Here is a 16,132-nt window from a genome sequence, read left to right on the forward strand (position 1 = left end):
GACGAGAACACGTTGTACAGATCGATCGCCTCGTGCACGTTGGTGCTCAACGCGCACGCGATGCGCATCCAGAACTGCTGCGGTGACTCCAGCGCCAACCGACGCGTCGGATGCTTCAGCAAATACCGGTCGTACAGCGTCTTCAGACCGAAGTACTCGAACTCCTGCGTGCGACGCGCGTCGATGGCGTCGTTGAGCTTGCGAGCATTGCTTTCGACGAAGCTCATCACTCGCTCATTGATCAGGCCGACATCGAAGCCCAGCCGGATGGACTGCGAGAACGAGTACACGCTCATGCCCTGCACTTCTTTGTCGATGAAGCCCGCGAGCAGGCGCGCAGCGAGGCGCGAATATTCAGGCTCTTCGAACGTGAACGACGCAGCGGTGCGGATCGACAGCTCATCCAGCTCACGAGTGGTCGCGCCGTCGTACAGACCTGCAATGGTCTTCAACGCAACGCGCATCGGATCGACGGCATCCAGACCATCGCCACAGCGGCCGACCGCTCTGAGGATCTTGTTCACATCGACGGCTTCGCGCTCGCCATTGCGCTTGGTGACGCGCATCTGAGTGCGAGCCGAGTGCGGCGGCGTCAGATGAAAATCAGCTTGATGAGAATCGATGCGCGCGGGCGCTTTGCCTGCGACGGAGGGTGCGAGCGTTTCCATCGTGTTCCGGTCCCCGAAGACATGGGCTCGCGGAATAAAAGACGACGGACGGCATTCGTGCACGCAGCACGAACCGTGACGCCGGCCTTCGCTCCCGCGAGCGAAATCGGGTCATCGAGGAAAATGCGAACAACGGAAGACGACATCGTCTGCGAACGCAGCGATGCGAACATCCGCCAGCCCTTTCCCACGAGAGCCCGACAGCCTGTGCACGCCATAAAGGCGCGCGATCCTCGGCAGGTCTTCGGGCTCATGGGCTTCGGCGAATGCCGACCTACTTGGCGCTGCTTCCCGGGCTAAAGCCCAGTGCAATGTGCGCCGTTCGTTCCCAATTACCGCTGCGGGGCAGCCCCGGAATGCGCGCATTTAGTCACAGCGCGGTCACCGGGTTCCCTTTTCAGCCAGCCCCGACACGTCTATGAGTTGGGGTAGGCACCGAGAATGGACACAAGATATTGGGGTTCGGGCGGGGCGTCAACTGCGATGTTCGCGGGCGCGCAGGTAGATGGCTTGCTCCAGCCGCTGCACTTCGCGGACCGACATGGTCTGGTGGGCTTCGGTAATGATCTCCGCCCAACGCCCTTCGTCTTCGGCGGCGTGCAGCAGGCGGAGAAAGGCAGCTTCCTTACGTTGCTTGCGCCATTGGTAGACGGCGAACCCTGAACCGGTCCCGATCAGCAAAATGAGCGCAACGAACAACATGCCGTCGACGCTACACGCCCTCCTTAGCGACGGCTGACGCCCGTGTCACAGTTTGGGGGTCCACGTAGCTTGTGCGACTCGTGTCAGCGTCGATCGACTTTGATGTCGTACTCCCGCGGCGGTTCCCGGTGCAACAGATTGCGCACCATGAAATCCCAATTCCTGCGCATGACATAGCCTTCACCGATGAAGCTGTGGTTGCGGTCGGGCAGATACAGCATCTCGAAATCTTTGTTGGCGGCGATCAGCGAGGAGACGAAGCTCAGAATCTGTGCCGGCGGCACGTTCTCATCCAGCTCGCCCAATTGCAGCAGCAGCTTGCCCTGCAGCTTGTTCACCATGCTGGACGCGTTGAGCGATTGCCAATTGCCGGCAATTTCCGTGGGCGTGGGGCGACGGCCGCTGCCGTCGCTGTACACGGGCGGGCCCTGAAATGCGGACCAGTGATAGTCGGCATACATGCCTTGAGTGTCGACCATCGCGGCGCTGGAGATGCCGACCTTGAAGAACTCTGGAAATTCCAGCATCGCGCGAAGTGCAGCGAAGCCGCCATAAGAGTGCCCGACGATGCCGACCCTATCGGCATCGAGGTACGGACGCTCAGCGGCGAGTGCTTTGATCGCCGCGATGTGATCTTCGAGGCCGATGCGATTCAACTTGCCGTAAGTCGCCTGAGTGAACGCTTTCGAGCGAAACGTCGTGCCGCGAGCATCGACGGAGACGACGATAAAGCCGAGCTCGGCATACGACGATGGCGCGATGGGCTGTCGGCCGCGATACGCGCCATAGAAATGTCTCGGCACGACGGCGATCAACGGACTCGCATATTGAGCATCGATGATCGGGTACTTACGTTTGGGATCGAAGTCGCTGGGCTTGTAGAGGGTGCCCCACAGATCGGTAACGCCATCGGCCGCTTTGACCACAAACTCTTCGGGCGGGCGCCAGCCGGCCGCGTAAAGTTCGGTCGCGTCCGCCTGCTCCACTTCAGCCACCAAACCCGCATCCGACACGCGACGAATCGCCAAGCGCGTGGGCTCGTCGACGCGAGAGAAGTTGTAAACCACATACTTGCCGCTCGGCGAGACTGCCGGGTGTGCGGTGATGCCATCGAGCGAAAGCACGAAGCGCCGGTTCGGCGCCAACAAATGGTCTGCCTTCTCGGGCGTCAGCAACTTCAGATTCGAACCATCGAAGTTGGCTCGATATAGATAGCGGTAATAGGGATTGCCGCCCTCCTTGCCGCTCGCGGTGAAGAAGATGACACCGCGCTGCTCATCGATGTCGATGATGTCTCGCACCAGCCATTTGCCGGTGGTGATCCGATTCAGCTGCTTGCCGGTCGCGACATCGTAGCGATACAGATGTCCCCAGCCGTCGCGCTGAGAAAACCAGATGGCTTCGCGGCCATCGCGAACCACACGAACATTCACTGGGTTGTAGGAAGTCGAATTCAGATCCGTGCGTGGCGGCACGCTCTCTTGAATCACCGTCCTGGAGGCGCCGGTCGCGACCTCGATCTCGAACAAGGACGCGGACTCCATGTTGGAGCCGTGTGCCACCAAGTACAGCCGCTTCGAGTCCTTGCTCCACCAAACATCACGGAATGCCGTCATGTCCTGCTGCAGTTCCAGCAGCTTGTCGTAAGGCAGGTCCACTCGTCGCAACTTGCCGGTGTCGGTATCGATGAGGCGCCACTCGAACGTCGCCGGCTTCTCGCCCACCAGCGCGATCCGAACCGGATGCACTTTGGGCCGGAAACTGCCATCGACGGGCACCGACTCGAGGAACGGATACGCCGCCACATGGCGCTGATCGATGTAGGGCACGAGCACGGTGCGAGAGTCCGGCGCCCACTCGGCGCCCACCGGTTGCGGATCTTTGCCGCTGCGTTCTCGATGCACGTAGTTGGCGGACCATGCATCCGGCCAGATGCCATAGCCAGCGTTCGCTGAGCCATCGGTCGTCAACGCACGCGGCGCGCCCGTCGATTTGGCCGTCACCCACAGATTGCCTTCCTGCACGAATACGCCACGGTCGCCGCTCGATGCCAACAGGATGTTGCTGTCGGACGGCGCCTGGTCGGCTTTGACTTGCTTGATCGTGTCCAGCTCAGTCGCCGAAGGTGCGCGCGTGCGCCCAGTCGCCGCGTCGACCACGACCATCTCGGAGCCGCTTTTCAGCTGGCGCTCGTACCAGAACTCGTCACTGCTGCCGAGCCAGTGAGGCACCACGAACACATTGCGCACCTTGGGTTCCAGATTCGGCCCGAGCAACGCCTCGGCTCGCGCGTAGACCGCGGCATCCATCGCGACGGGATCAGCCCCCGCGTCGAAGGCCGGCAACACAACGATTCCGGCCAGAACAGCGCACAGCAGGTTTTTCATGAATGACGGCGGCATACCCAGGAAGGTCAGCAGAGCATAGCGAACGACCCCCTTAGACGCAGCCCAGCGCCCCATCCTCAACTCGAATAGGCACAATCCGTTGGGGAATCCGCCACCGGCCGCGTCTTAGTCCCCATGCCGTCTCAACATCCGCGCGGACTGTATGTCTGCTTCGCCACCGAACTCTGGGAACGCTTCAGCTACTACGGCATGCGGGCGCTGCTGATCTTCTACTTGATGCAGCACTTCCTGTTCTCCGAAGGCGAGAGCTATTTGATCTACGGCACCTACACGGCACTGGTCTACATGACGCCAGTGCTGGGCGGCGCCATCGCCGACCGCTATCTGGGCGCGCGCAAGGCGGTAACGTTGGGCGCCATCCTGCTGGTGATCGGGCATTTGGGAATCGCTGTCGAAGGTCCGCCGGCTACGCAGATCGGTACAGCGGCCGGCGCCGTCGCTCGAGATGCGGTGTCCCTGCAAATCTTCTACACGTCGCTGGCCTTCATCATCGTCGGTGTCGGCTTCCTGAAAACCAATGCGTCCACGCTGGTCGGCGCGCTGTACGGACCGAACGATCCGCGTCGCGACTCGGGCTTCACCATCTTTTATATGGGCATCAACCTCGGCGGTGCCGCCGCGCCTTTGTTGTGCGGCTGGATCGGGCAGACGTACGGCTGGCGCTATGGTTTCGGTCTGGCGGGCATCGGCATGCTGGCGGGGCTATTCACATTTCTGCGAGGCCAGCGTCATCTGCACGGCCTAGCGGATCCACCGAACCCAGCATGGCTACGCGAACCTGTCATTGCCGGCCTCAGCCGCGAACTACTGATCTACGCGAGTTCGGTCGCGCTGGTCATTGCCGCCTGGCTGCTCTTGAACAACCGACAGGTCGTTGGCCCGATGCTGACTGTGTTCGGCATCGTTACCGGTCTCGGGGTGTTGTATTACTCCCTCTCCCGCTGCAATCCGGTGGAGCGCGATCGTTTGCTGGTGTGCGCGGCACTCATCGTGTTCACGATTGGTTTCTGGGCACTGTACGAACAGATGGGCAGCTCGCTGGCGGTGTTTGCCGACCGCCTGGTGGATCGCACGATCTTCGGCTTCACTGTGCCAGCATCGATGTTTCAGTCGCTGCCGCCCATTTTCATCCTGCTGCTGGCACCGGTTGCCAGCGCGCTGTGGCTCCATCTTGGCCGCCGTGGCCGCGAACCTTCCGCGACGCTGAAGTTCAGTCTGGCGCTGTTACAAGTTGGGCTCGCGTTCCTGGTGCTGACGCTGGGCCTGAACGGCACCGAACCGGGCGCGAAAGTCGCGCTCGGCTGGTTTGTGTTGAACTTCTTTTTAATGACGTGCGGCGAGCTATGCCTTGCACCCGTGGGCATGTCCGTTGTCACCAAGCTCGCACCTAGACGCATCGTCGGCGTGATGATGGGCGCATTCTTCCTCGCCTACTCCGCGTCCAGTTACATCTCCGGCCTGGTTGCACAACTCACCTCGCAGAACGACGCGGGCGTGTCCCCGATACAGGCGTTTGCAAATGTCTATACACGCCTCGGCGTCATCGCGTTGGCCTTGGCGCTGGTGCTGTTTTTGCTGGCTCCGGTGCTTACTCGGCGGTCGCATGAGAACCATGCTCACCGTATGATTGCACCAGGACATCGGTCAAACGGAGCGACCCATGAAGCGATCGGCGCTGGCCATCCTGCTGAGTACCCTGGCCTGCGGAGCGCAGGCGAACACAGCGACAGGCCCCGAGATTCAGACTGAGGATGTCGAGCGCTTCTACAGAATTTACGACGCGGCCAACGGCCATCCGACCGTAGAACAGATCCAACGCGACTATCTGGATGTCGGCACGAGCGGACTGCATACGTTCGTAAAGATCCGCCATCTGACTGCGACGAACCTCGCCGAGTCGCTGGCTAAGAAACCGCAACTCTATACAGATGCCAAGAGTTGCGTGCAGGTCCTGCCGCGCGTGCGCGAGCGCGTCGAAAGCTCGCTACGTGAATTGGTTCGGTTGTATCCCGAAGCTCGCATTCCACCGATCACCATCGTCGTCGGCCGTGGCAAGCCGGTGGGCGTGGGTTACCCCGCCACGGGATTACAGATCGGACTCGAAGCGCTGTGCGCCGTGACTTGGTTCAATCCCAATCTCGAAGATCGATTCGTACACGTGATCGCGCACGAGTACGCACATATTCAACAGACCGCCGGACACGAGAACGAAGCGCAACACACCGTACTGCAACGCTCTCTTCTGGAAGGCGCCGCCGAGTTCGCGGCCGAACTCACGTCAGGCAAAACGGGCTACACCCATTTCGGCCCCCTCACCCGCGGGCGCGAAAAGCAAATTGAAACCGACTTCGTTGCCGATCAGGACAGCACCGATCTATCTCACTGGGTAGACAACAGCACGCTGGAACAAGGGGCTGACTTGGGCTACTGGGTCGGCTATCGCATCGCCAAGTCGTACTACCAACGCGCCGTCGACAAGCGCCAAGCGTTTCGAGACATTCTCGAAATGAGCGACGCCCAGGCATTTCTGGCCCGCAGCGGTTGGTATCCCGGCATCGACCTGCAATGAGTCAGTGTCGGTCAGCAACAGACATCATGAACCGGCGCGAGTCGCTCACCCAACCGAATGTGTCGTTCTCGCTATAGATGACTCGAACCGTCGCTTCGTGATCGGCCGGATCGTATGCGGCACAGGCATCCTTCAACAACACGCAGCTATAACCGATGTCCACCGCTGCGCGCAGAGTCGAAGCCACACAACACTGCGTCGTGACTCCAGTGAGCAGCAGCACTTCAATACCTCGGGTGCGCAAGATGGTATCGAGACTGGTTTGATGAAAGGCACTGAAGCCAGCTTTGTCGATCACAGGCTCCCCGGGCGCGGGCTGCATGGATGCGACGATGTCGCTGCCGCGCTCGCCTTGAATCATAAAACGGCCCAATGGACCGGCAGCGCCCACCGCACTGTCATTCCGCTTTCGATACGCGTTCAGATCCGATAGATCGGGGGCATAAACCTCTCGGGTATGAAACACGAAGATGCCGGCGTTGCGGGCAGTCATCAGTACTCGCTGCGCAGCCGGGATCGCTTCGTTCACAGACTCCATCGACGCGCCTCGCGATGCCGCCATGCCGTCGGCCGCGACAAAGTCCTTCTGAAAGTCGATACAAGCCAGCGCCGTCTTGCGTGGCTCGAGCGTGATGGACCGGCCACGCTCGCAGTTGAGAATGAGTGAGGTCAAGATCCGTCCTCAGAATGCAGTGCCGATACGCACTTCGTAGGTTCGCGGGGCCGCGTAGGTTTCTATGTCCGCGAAGCCTGCCGAATAGCTGCGGTTGGACAGGTACGTTTGATCGGTCAAATTTCTGCCCAGCAAGGAAATATACGTGCGCCCATCTCTGAGCCCCAACTGCAGATTGGCGTTGACCAGCGTCACCGCGCCACGACGTTCGATGGCGGGTGCCTGCAGCGCCGGGAAAATCAAACTGCCCTGCCGATTCACCTCGGCGCGTGCCGTCAGCGAGAATCCGCCAACGTTCGCTTGATACTGCGTGCCGAGCGTGCCGCTGAACTCAGGAGCGAGCGGCAACGGCATACCGCTCAAATCCGTACCGGTCGCCGGAGAAAAGTATTCCTCTAGCTCGCTATCGGTATAGGCGGCGTTCAAATCGACCGTCAGTCCTGCCAACGGCGCAGTCAACATCCCGAACTCCACGCCTTGAATGGTCGCCTTGGCCACGTTGGAAATGGGCGCTTGGTTGCCTACCACTGTCCGCAACTGCAGATCGCGATAATCGTAGTGGAAAGCGGCCGCGGTGAGTTCCAATCCGCCATTGAGCAGCAATGTCTTGGCACCGACTTCATATGCCCTGACCTTTTCGGGTCGATAGGTCTTCACTGGCGGATTGAAGTTGATACCGCCGCTCTTGAAGCCGGTGGTGGCACTGGCGTACAGCGTCGCGTTTCGCGACGGCTTGTATTGCAGCGAGACCTTGGGTGTAAATCGGCTGGACGACTCGGACTCCGCACCGCTGAACGGTACCAGCTCGAAGGTGTCGAAATCGATGTCACCGCCGCTCGACGAGCCTTTGATGCGCTCACGCGTGTAGCGCGCACCGCCAACGATCGACCAGTTTTCCAGGAACCCATAGGTCAGCTCACCGAACACCGCTTCACTGTGCGACTCCGCCGAGAATTCGGTCACGCTGTAGATGAAGGGCGTCAAATCAACCGGATAAAAATTTGAGTCCAGCACCAACGTACCGCCCGATGTCTGCTCCCGCGAAAAATACAGACCGGACGTCCAAGACACGTTATCGCCCGCGTTGCCGCTGAGCTGAAATTCTTGGGACCAGAACTCGGACTTGTCCGAGCCTTCCGTGTTCTCGATGAAGCCGCCTGAGCCATCGGCATCGTAGCGATTGCGGCTGGTGTAATGCACGTAACCGGTGATCGACTTGAGTTCCAGGTCGTTGGCCAATCTGGCGTTGATCTGCGCAGCGCCGATGCCGCCGCGCCGACGCACTTCAGGCGGCGTGTCGATTTGGATGTGACGTTGGTCGCGCCGCTGCGGCGGTTCCAAAAAGTTCACATAGTTGAGCGCTTCGGGATTGCCCGACACACCGTAACCGAGCGTGCCTGTGTCATCGACGATCTGGCCGGTCAACGTCGCCGTGACCGCAGGTGAAATGTCGAACACACCTCGCAAGCGCGCCGCTTGATAGTCGCGACCGTCGATGGTGCCGCCCGCTGCGTGCAAGTTGTGAGTGTAACCATCGTCCTGATGTTTGGCGCCGCTGATCCTGAATCGCGCATGATCGCCAGCGACGATGGTTGCGCCCGCCTGTCCGCGCAGCATGCTGTTCGAGCCGGCGCCGATGAAACCATCGAAGCCCATTTCTTCACCGGGATCGCGGCTGATGTAGTTGACCACGCCGGCGGTGGCATTGCGACCGTACAGAGTGCCTTCCGGACCTTTCAACACTTCCACGCGGCCGAGGTCGAACACTTCGCCGAGCGCCAGTTCCGGCCGCGGCAGGTAGACCCCGTCGAGATGAACCGCCGTCGACGGTCCGCCGCCACGCTGAGATGCATTGTTGCTGATGCCGCGAATCGCAATTTGATTGCCCGGCCCGCTGACTGCAGCCACTCCGGGAATTCGATACTGAAGTTGCTCGAACGAGCTCACGCCAGTGGCTTCGAGCGCGGCGCCGCTGAAGACGTTCAACGATTGCGGCACGTCGATCTCGCGCTCGGATCGTTTACGAGCGGTGACGATCACCTCTTCCACCGACGCCATATCGACTTGCGCCGAATCCGCTGCAGCCGAGCTTTGCTGTGCCGTGGCGCGCCCACTCAAGCAAGCGCCCACGATGAGTGCAATCAGTGGCGGAGTAGCTCGAACCAACATGCGATGTCCTCGATGGCTGCCAGATTGAGCACACCGTAGGCACCCAGCTGTCAGCGAGCCATAGCAAGAACTTGCTATGTGCCCGGCGCGTCCGAGGACAAGGTATTGAGGAACATCGAAAACAACTGACTCTGGGAGTGCACGCCCAGCTTTTCGTACACGTTGCGTTTGTGATTGGTGACGGTGGCTTCGCTGATGCCCAATTCACGCGCGATCAGTTTCGCCGAGTGCCCACGCAAGGACAGGCCGATCACTTCGACCTCGCGTTCGGTCAACTCGCCAGGCTTCATGTTCCGAATGACGCCATCGATGCCGCCCGCCGATTGAATGGGCGAAGTCGAGCGCTGCGGCAGCACGCCGTCTCGCCAGCGCCAATGGGCACGAATGGCCGTCGTGACGATCGACTCCAGCGCCGTCAGTGTCTCGACCTCCGCTGCAGAGAATTTGGGACCTGGCAATTCACGCTCGATGAACACGTGCACCGAGCGCCCCGGCGACAACGGCACCACATAGTGCAGCTCATCGAGCACATCGACCGCTGCGTAGAAGGTCAGAAAAAATTCACTTTGCTCGAAATCGTCCGGCGCCACTTCGGCAAGTTGCAGCAGCCCGTGACGATGCTGGCTCATGTCGGCGATGTAAAACGGGTCTAGCAGATACAACCCGTCGGTGTAAGGCCGCATTTGTCGGCTTAGACCGGGCAGCTCCAGATTGGTAAAGATCAGATCCGCGGAGAAGCCTTCTCGATAGCCGAACACAATGAAATTTTTGTATGCCACGAAGGGCTGCAAGCCCGCCGCCAACGCGGCCAGGAAGTCCGGGCCCTGCAGCCTTGCCAGCAGTGCCGAACCGAAGCGGGCAGTCAGCTCGATAGCGTCGCGTTGCGCGGCGTTTTCCAACATTTGGGATTCACCAAGCCGGGCCGGACAACTGCAAGGACTCGCATGATCGTCCGAGCCGAGCAACGCTGTAAATCCTGCCCAAATGTATACATCACGCCTGTAGTGACAAATATTTCTCTAATTAGGATACTCTTCTCCGTATATGCTAAGTTGATCCTTTGCAGTGGGAGGCTCGATGCAACGATTGGCCCTGGCGACCCTGAGCAGTCTCGCGGTCGGCACTCTCACGCTGGCAGCGGCACAAGCCGCAGACACTTCAAGCACTTACGACGTTGTCATTCGTAACGGTCGAGTGCTGGACGGGCTCGGTAATCCCTGGATCAATGCCGATGTAGCGGTCGCTAACGGCCGCATCGCGGCGGTCGGCAAGATCGCCGCCAAAGGCCGGAAAGAAATCGACGCCCGCGGCTTGTACGTTTCACCGGGTTGGATCGACATGATGGACCAGTCCGGCGAGGTGCTCCGGACCGAGGGCCGTGCCGAGAACAAACTCCTGCAAGGCGTGACCACCGCCATTGCCGGTGAAGGCGGCACGCCGGTGGCCGCCGCTGAAATCCCCGCCTACTTCGCGCAGTTGGAGCGACAAGGAATTTCGCTCAACTTCGGCAGCTATTACGGCACCAGTCAGGCTCGTGTCGCGGTGATGGGCGATGGCGCCGGCACACCCACGCCCGAGCAACTGGAAAAAATGAAAGCGTTGGTAGCAACCGCGATGCGCGGTGGCGCCATCGGCGTGGCGACGGCGTTGATCTATCCGCCCGACAGCTTTCAATCCACCAACGATCTGGTCGAGCTATCGAAAGTCGCAGCGTCTTGCGGCGGCATCTACGCCAGTCATATGCGCGATGAAAGCGCCGGCCTGCTCACTGCCATCGGCGAATCCATCGAAATCGGCGAACGCGCCGGCATTCCCATCGAGATCTTTCATCTCAAAGGCGCCTATCAGCCCGGCTGGCATCAACTCATGCCGCAAGCCATTGCGCAGGTCGATGCCGCTCGCGAGCGAGGCGTCGACATCGCCGCGGACATGTATCTCTATGAAGCTGGCGGCACCGGTCTCGACATCACCGTGCCGAGCTGGGTGTTCGAAGGCGGCCTCAAAGAAGGTTTGAAAAAACTCAAAAGCCCCAAGGTGCGTGAGCGCTTGAAGCGCGAAGTCGCGGCGGGCTCGATGCCCGGCTGGTCGAACCTGGTGCATTCCTCGGGCGGTTGGGATCGCGTAGTACTGGCGAACGCGTTCAATCCCAAATACGACCGCTTCCACAACCAAAGTCTGGCGGCCATCGGCAAAGCGCTGAAGCGCGATCCGGCCGACGTGGCTTGGGACATCGTGATCGAAGCACAGCCGAATCGCGCCATGGCGCTGTATTTCATGATGGATGAAAAGGACATCGAAACAGCGTTGCGTACTCCTTGGGTATCGCTCGGCAGCGATGCATCGGCAAGTGCAAAACTAAATGAGACAGACGCGTTGGGCTTACCTCACCCACGCTCCTACGGAAATTTCCCGCGTCTGATTGCCGAGTATGTCCGCAAGCGCGGCGTGCTCACGTTGCCGGACGCGATTCGGAAAATGACGTCGTGGCCCGCCACTCGGATGCGCCAGTTCGATCGCGGCGCCATTCGTACCGGCTTGTGGGCCGATATCACTGTCTTCGACTACGACCGAATTCAAGATCGCGCGACTTATCAGAACCCGACTGCGACGGCTGAAGGCATTCAGTACGTGGTGGTCAACGGCCAGGTGGTGGTCGCAGAGGGTCGACATACGGGCGCCAAGCCCGGCGTGACTTTGAAAAGCAGTGGCTGCAGCGCCGAGCGCGACCAAGCGTCGTGACTCCGGCCTTGCAGATGGGATTGGGGATTGGGTTGGCAGCTAAGAAATAAGGGGTTTCAATGGTCGCAGTAAACGATGTTGATTATTCAGTGCGAGTTCGCCGCCATAGCGCCGTTGCGCTGGCCGTCGCGATCGCATGTGCCGGTTCCGCGTATGGCCAGTCCGCCGCGGGTCAGTCCACGACGGAGAATTCAGAGACGATCGACGTGGTCGTGGTCTCCGGCTCGCGCATCAGCACCGCCGGTTTCGACGCGCCGACGCCGACGACGGTGTTGGGCGAAGTCGAATTGCGTCAGGCCGGTCGCACCGATATTGCAGCAACGCTGACCGATTTGCCGCAATTCCGTTCCACACAGTCGGCGTCCTCGACCAATACCGTGACCTCTTCGGGCCAAACGCCCGCCGATCTTCGCGGCTTGGGAGCGTCGCGCACCCTGGTGCTGGTCAATAACCGTCGCTACATCAGCTCGGACGACTTGCAGACCGTGCCGTACTCGCTGGTGAAGCGCATCGACGTGGTCACCGGCGGCGCTTCGGCTGCCTATGGCTCGGACGCCGTCGCCGGTGTGGTCAACATCATTCTGGATGACAACCGAGAAGGCGTCGAAGTCGGCGTACAACGCGGCCGCTCCACTCACGGCGACGCCGAAAAGACCTTGGTGGAAGCCTCGTTCGGCACCAAGCTGTTCGACGACCGTGCCCATCTGTTGGTCGGTGCCGACTATCTCAAAGATGATGGCATCATCCCCGGCACGCGCCGCCCGCGCATCGGCGAAGCCAATTTCTTCCCCGGCACCGACGGCCTGCTGTATCCGACCGCCAACCTGCATGAAGCTCGTCGCAGCGAAGGCGGTTTGATCAACACCGGTGTGTTGACCGGCCAGACCTTCGATACGGACGGCAGCTTGCGTCCGTTCCAATACGGCGTGCGCCGTGCCGGATCGCCGAACTTGATGATCGGCGGCGAAGGCTACAACATCGATCAATTCCGTTCCGTGGTGGCGCCCATCGAGCGCGCCAACGTGATGGGACGGTTCTCGCTGAATGTGACCGACAACGTCAAAGTGTGGGCCGAGCTCATCTATAACAACGTGAAAGATGAGCGCGTCTATTTTCCGGACCTGGCCATCACGCAGCTGACCTTCTCTTACGACAATCCATTCCTGAATCTGACGCCGGCCCAACGCGCACTGGTGCAAGGCGCAGGTGAAACGACATTCACCATGGGCCGCGCCGTGACCGACGTCGCGCTCGCCAGCTACAAGTACGATCGCGAAGCGGTGCAGGCCACCATCGGCTTCGACGGCGAATTCGCCGACGGCAAGTGGCGCTACAACGGTTACTACGGCCGCGGCAAGCAGGAACAGGACATGAAGCTGCTGAACCTGGCGCTGGCCGAGAACTTCTTCAACGCCATCGACGCCGTGACCGGCCCGGGTGGCTCGCCGGTGTGCCGAATCGCGTTGACCGATCCGACCACGGCCTGCCGACCGCTGAACTTGTTCGGCTCGGGCCGCGCCAGCCAGGCGGCGGTCGATTACGTCACGGCCGATTGGCATGCCATCGATGAAACCTGGCTGGATACCGCCGGCATCATCTTGAGCGGCGAGCCGTTCGAGCTGTGGAACCAGCCAGTGTCGTTCGCCACCGGTATCGAGTATCGCAAGGAACAGTTCCGCTCGACTTACGATGCCAACTCGCTGGCCGGCAATTTCGCCACCATCAACGGAGAGAACATTTCTAAGATCGGCAACGACGTGACCGAAGGCTTCGTCGAAGTAGCCATTCCGCTGCTGGCCGACAAGCCGCTGGTGCAATCGCTGAACTTCAACGGTGCCGCGCGCATTTCCGACTACAGCACCAGCGGCTCGATCTGGTCCTGGAAGCTCGGCGGCACCTGGCACTTGGTGAACGATTTCAAGCTGCGCGCCACTCGCTCTCGCGACATCCGTGCGCCCAACCTGACGGAATTGTTCTCGTCGCCATCGACGTTCTTCACCAACGTGCAGGACGTTTCGCAGACTCCGGCGTCCACCACTCAAGTGACTCTGTTCACCGGCGGCAGCACCGCGCTCGACCCAGAGATCGCCGACACACTGACCGTCGGTGCGGTGTACTCGCCGTCGTTCGTGCCCGGCCTGGAAGTGTCGTTGGACTACTATCACATCAAGATCGAGGATGTGATCACGACCTTGACCGCGCAGCAGATCGTCAACAGCTGTTATCAGCAAGGCAATCAGTCGGCCTGTAACCAGATCACTCGCACCGGCGGTGTGATTACCGAGATCAACGCGACGTACATCAACATCGCGGAATTCGTCAACAAGGGCTTCGACCTCGAGGCTTCGTACCGCTTCGACGTCGGCCCGGGCCAAGTGACGGTGCGCGGCTTGGCGAACTACGTCGACACGCTCGCGGTGGACAACGGCATCATCACCATCGAAGGTGCGGGCTACCTCGGTTCGCAAGCCACCTTCCTGGTTCCGAAGTGGCGCGGTTCGGTGACGCTCGCTTATGAAAGCGAGTTCATCGGCGGCGACCTGCGTGCTCGCTACCTGGACGGCGGCGGCTATGCGCCTTCGAACGTGCTCTCGGGCGTGGGTAACAACAACATCGCCAGCCGCACGTATGTCGACTTGGGCCTGCGCACATACATCCCGCTGGGTGAGAGCAAGCTGACGGTTTACGGCAGCGTGCAGAACGTGTTCGACAAGGAGCCGGCACTGGCTGCGTTGAACTCGCCCTACTTCGATATCGTCGGCCGCTACTTCACGCTGGGAGTGCGCGCCAACTTCTGATCGTCGATTTCGACCCACTGACACAGCCCGGCAGAGCAATGCTTTGCCGGGCTGTTTTTTTTAGCGAGTAACCACCAGCGCAGTGGACGATGTGAGTTGCAGCGGCGATGGGAAATCGCTGAGATAAAGCAGCTTGTCGGGTGCCAGTCCATTCACCAGCGCGACCCGAGCTCTGGTGGGCGTCGAGCCTCCCGGCGGCCCTTCGGCCAACACTGTCACGCCTCTATCGAAGCCACTCACCTCATTCAGGCGAGCCGCTTGCGCCGGTGTACCGACGGCATCAGTAGTGCCGAATGCACCCCGCGTGGTCACAGCAAGTACCGGATACGGCGTGCTTCCCGAGAACTGCGCCTGCCGGACCAGCAAGATATTTCCTGTCGAGTCGTACCAGGCCGTGCCACCGGCCGCGACGATTGCGTCAGCGCCGGTGTCCAGATCGCGCTCGTAGATCTGACCGCTCTTGGTATACAACAGCGCGTCATCGTCAGGACGCAGCCCGACCACTTCCGCAGCCGTCGCCACCTCGCGAGGATTCGGAGTTGTGGAGATCTCTGCAACGTACGCACGCGTCGTCTGTATCGCGGTACGCACCGTGTAACCCACCCGCTGCCCCATGCCACTGCCGATCGTGCCGCCTATGGATGAGATGGTGCTGGCGCTGATCGATTCACCGAAGGCCAGCGAGTGGCTCACCTGAGTCTCGGCCTGCAATTGGCGTGCATCGATATAGAACAGCGCCTGACGCCCGTTGCGATTGGCATTGATCAGAATCGACAGCTGGTTGGGAGAGATCGAAAAGTCGAACACATCGTCCGTGGTCGCGGGATCGCTGATCGCGGACACGGGCACAGTCGCACTCGGCCCCGCTGCTGTCACCGTATAAAGCGACTTAGCGCCGCCACCAGCCACCGGTGACGCAAGAAAAAACAAATTCCGCGAGTCGTAGGAGAACCGCAGGTGACTGGCGAACACTGTGTTGGCCGGACTGACCTTGCTCAGTGCCGTCCCGGTCGTGACGTTGTAGACGTACACCGAGTCGACGCTGCCCACACGTGCGATCAGCGCGATCCACTGACCATCCGGACTGACGATGAACTGATCGGCGTTGTCGACATCGAGCGGCAGCGTCGCGCCCGCCGGCACCGGCACCGTGCTTCGTTGAATCGTAGTGGCTATTCGCACGAACCCCAGATCGACTCGGGCAGCATTGGTTTGATCTTCGCGCCGATACGCGACGGTCGCGCCATTCTGCGACGCCTTGAAGCCCCGCAGCCGCCAGTTACCCTCGGTCGCTGTCGTCAGCACGGTGGGGTCGGAAACGAGATCGCTCAGATACAGTTCGTTCGATCCATTCTCCGGCTCATCGCCAGCGAACAAGACTCGAAACGGTTCTACGCCGACAAAGA

At 60.6% G+C, this 16,132-nt stretch carries 11 protein-coding genes and 1 riboswitch; of the genes, 4 read left to right on the forward strand and 7 right to left on the reverse strand.

The features are described 5' to 3' along the window. The 3 genes from JNL55_RS22820 to JNL55_RS22830 form a co-directional block, all read right to left on the reverse strand. The coding region (locus tag JNL55_RS22820; protein WP_293859433.1) for a ribonucleotide reductase N-terminal alpha domain-containing protein at nt 1-668 on the reverse strand (668 nt) is incomplete at its 3' end. A gap of 217 nt (nt 669-885) precedes the next feature. After that, a riboswitch (cobalamin riboswitch) is annotated at nt 886-1,123 on the reverse strand. A 19-nt stretch (nt 1,124-1,142) separates the two neighbouring features. Then, nucleotides 1,143-1,370, reverse strand: coding sequence for a hypothetical protein (locus JNL55_RS22825; RefSeq protein ID WP_293859436.1), 228 nt, complete (start codon nt 1,368-1,370; stop codon nt 1,143-1,145). An 83-nt stretch (nt 1,371-1,453) separates the two neighbouring features. After that, the gene (locus tag JNL55_RS22830; protein WP_293859438.1) at nt 1,454-3,757 is read right to left on the reverse strand and encodes a S9 family peptidase; all 2,304 of its coding nucleotides are present in this window, start codon (nt 3,755-3,757) and stop codon (nt 1,454-1,456) included. Between the two features lie 135 nt (nt 3,758-3,892). Here JNL55_RS22830 and JNL55_RS22835 point away from each other — a divergent pair, with 135 nt between their 5' ends. Further along, nucleotides 3,893-5,527, forward strand: coding sequence for a peptide MFS transporter (locus JNL55_RS22835; RefSeq protein ID WP_293859440.1), 1,635 nt, complete (start codon nt 3,893-3,895; stop codon nt 5,525-5,527). Then, nucleotides 5,439-6,347, forward strand: coding sequence for a DUF2268 domain-containing putative Zn-dependent protease (locus JNL55_RS22840; protein WP_293859442.1), 909 nt, complete (start codon nt 5,439-5,441; stop codon nt 6,345-6,347). The genes JNL55_RS22835 and JNL55_RS22840 overlap by 89 nt, the downstream gene beginning before the upstream one ends. A 1-nt stretch (nt 6,348) precedes the next feature. On the opposite strand, the gene JNL55_RS22845 is transcribed toward JNL55_RS22840, so the two are convergent. The 3 genes from JNL55_RS22845 to JNL55_RS22855 form a co-directional block, all read right to left on the reverse strand. Continuing rightward, nucleotides 6,349-7,020 (reverse strand): cysteine hydrolase family protein, encoded by a 672-nt coding sequence (locus JNL55_RS22845; protein WP_293859444.1) that lies wholly within the window; start codon nt 7,018-7,020, stop codon nt 6,349-6,351. Between the two features lie 9 nt (nt 7,021-7,029). Continuing rightward, on the reverse strand, nt 7,030-9,189 hold the full coding sequence (locus tag JNL55_RS22850; protein WP_293859446.1) for a TonB-dependent receptor: 2,160 nt from the start codon (nt 9,187-9,189) through the stop codon (nt 7,030-7,032). A gap of 74 nt (nt 9,190-9,263) precedes the next feature. Further along, nucleotides 9,264-10,091, reverse strand: a complete 828-nt coding sequence (locus JNL55_RS22855) for a helix-turn-helix transcriptional regulator (protein WP_293859448.1) — start codon at nt 10,089-10,091, stop codon at nt 9,264-9,266. A gap of 175 nt (nt 10,092-10,266) precedes the next feature. Between JNL55_RS22855 and JNL55_RS22860 the strand changes: the two genes are divergently transcribed. Both JNL55_RS22860 and JNL55_RS22865 read left to right on the forward strand, forming a co-directional pair. Beyond that, nucleotides 10,267-11,928: an N-acyl-D-amino-acid deacylase family protein gene (locus JNL55_RS22860; RefSeq protein ID WP_293859450.1), complete on the forward strand. Its 1,662-nt coding sequence runs from the start codon at nt 10,267-10,269 to the stop codon at nt 11,926-11,928. A 59-nt stretch (nt 11,929-11,987) separates the two neighbouring features. Then, on the forward strand, nt 11,988-14,726 hold the full coding sequence (locus JNL55_RS22865; RefSeq protein ID WP_293859452.1) for a TonB-dependent receptor plug domain-containing protein: 2,739 nt from the start codon (nt 11,988-11,990) through the stop codon (nt 14,724-14,726). Nucleotides 14,727-14,786: 60 nt separating this feature from the next. Here JNL55_RS22865 and JNL55_RS22870 read toward each other — a convergent pair. Next, a partial coding sequence (locus JNL55_RS22870; RefSeq protein ID WP_293859454.1) for a TolB family protein occupies nt 14,787-16,132 on the reverse strand: 1,346 nt, incomplete at its 5' end.

It is taken from the genome of Steroidobacter sp., from assembly GCF_016790065.1.
In the GTDB taxonomy this organism is placed as follows: Bacteria; Pseudomonadota; Gammaproteobacteria; order Steroidobacterales; family Steroidobacteraceae; genus Steroidobacter.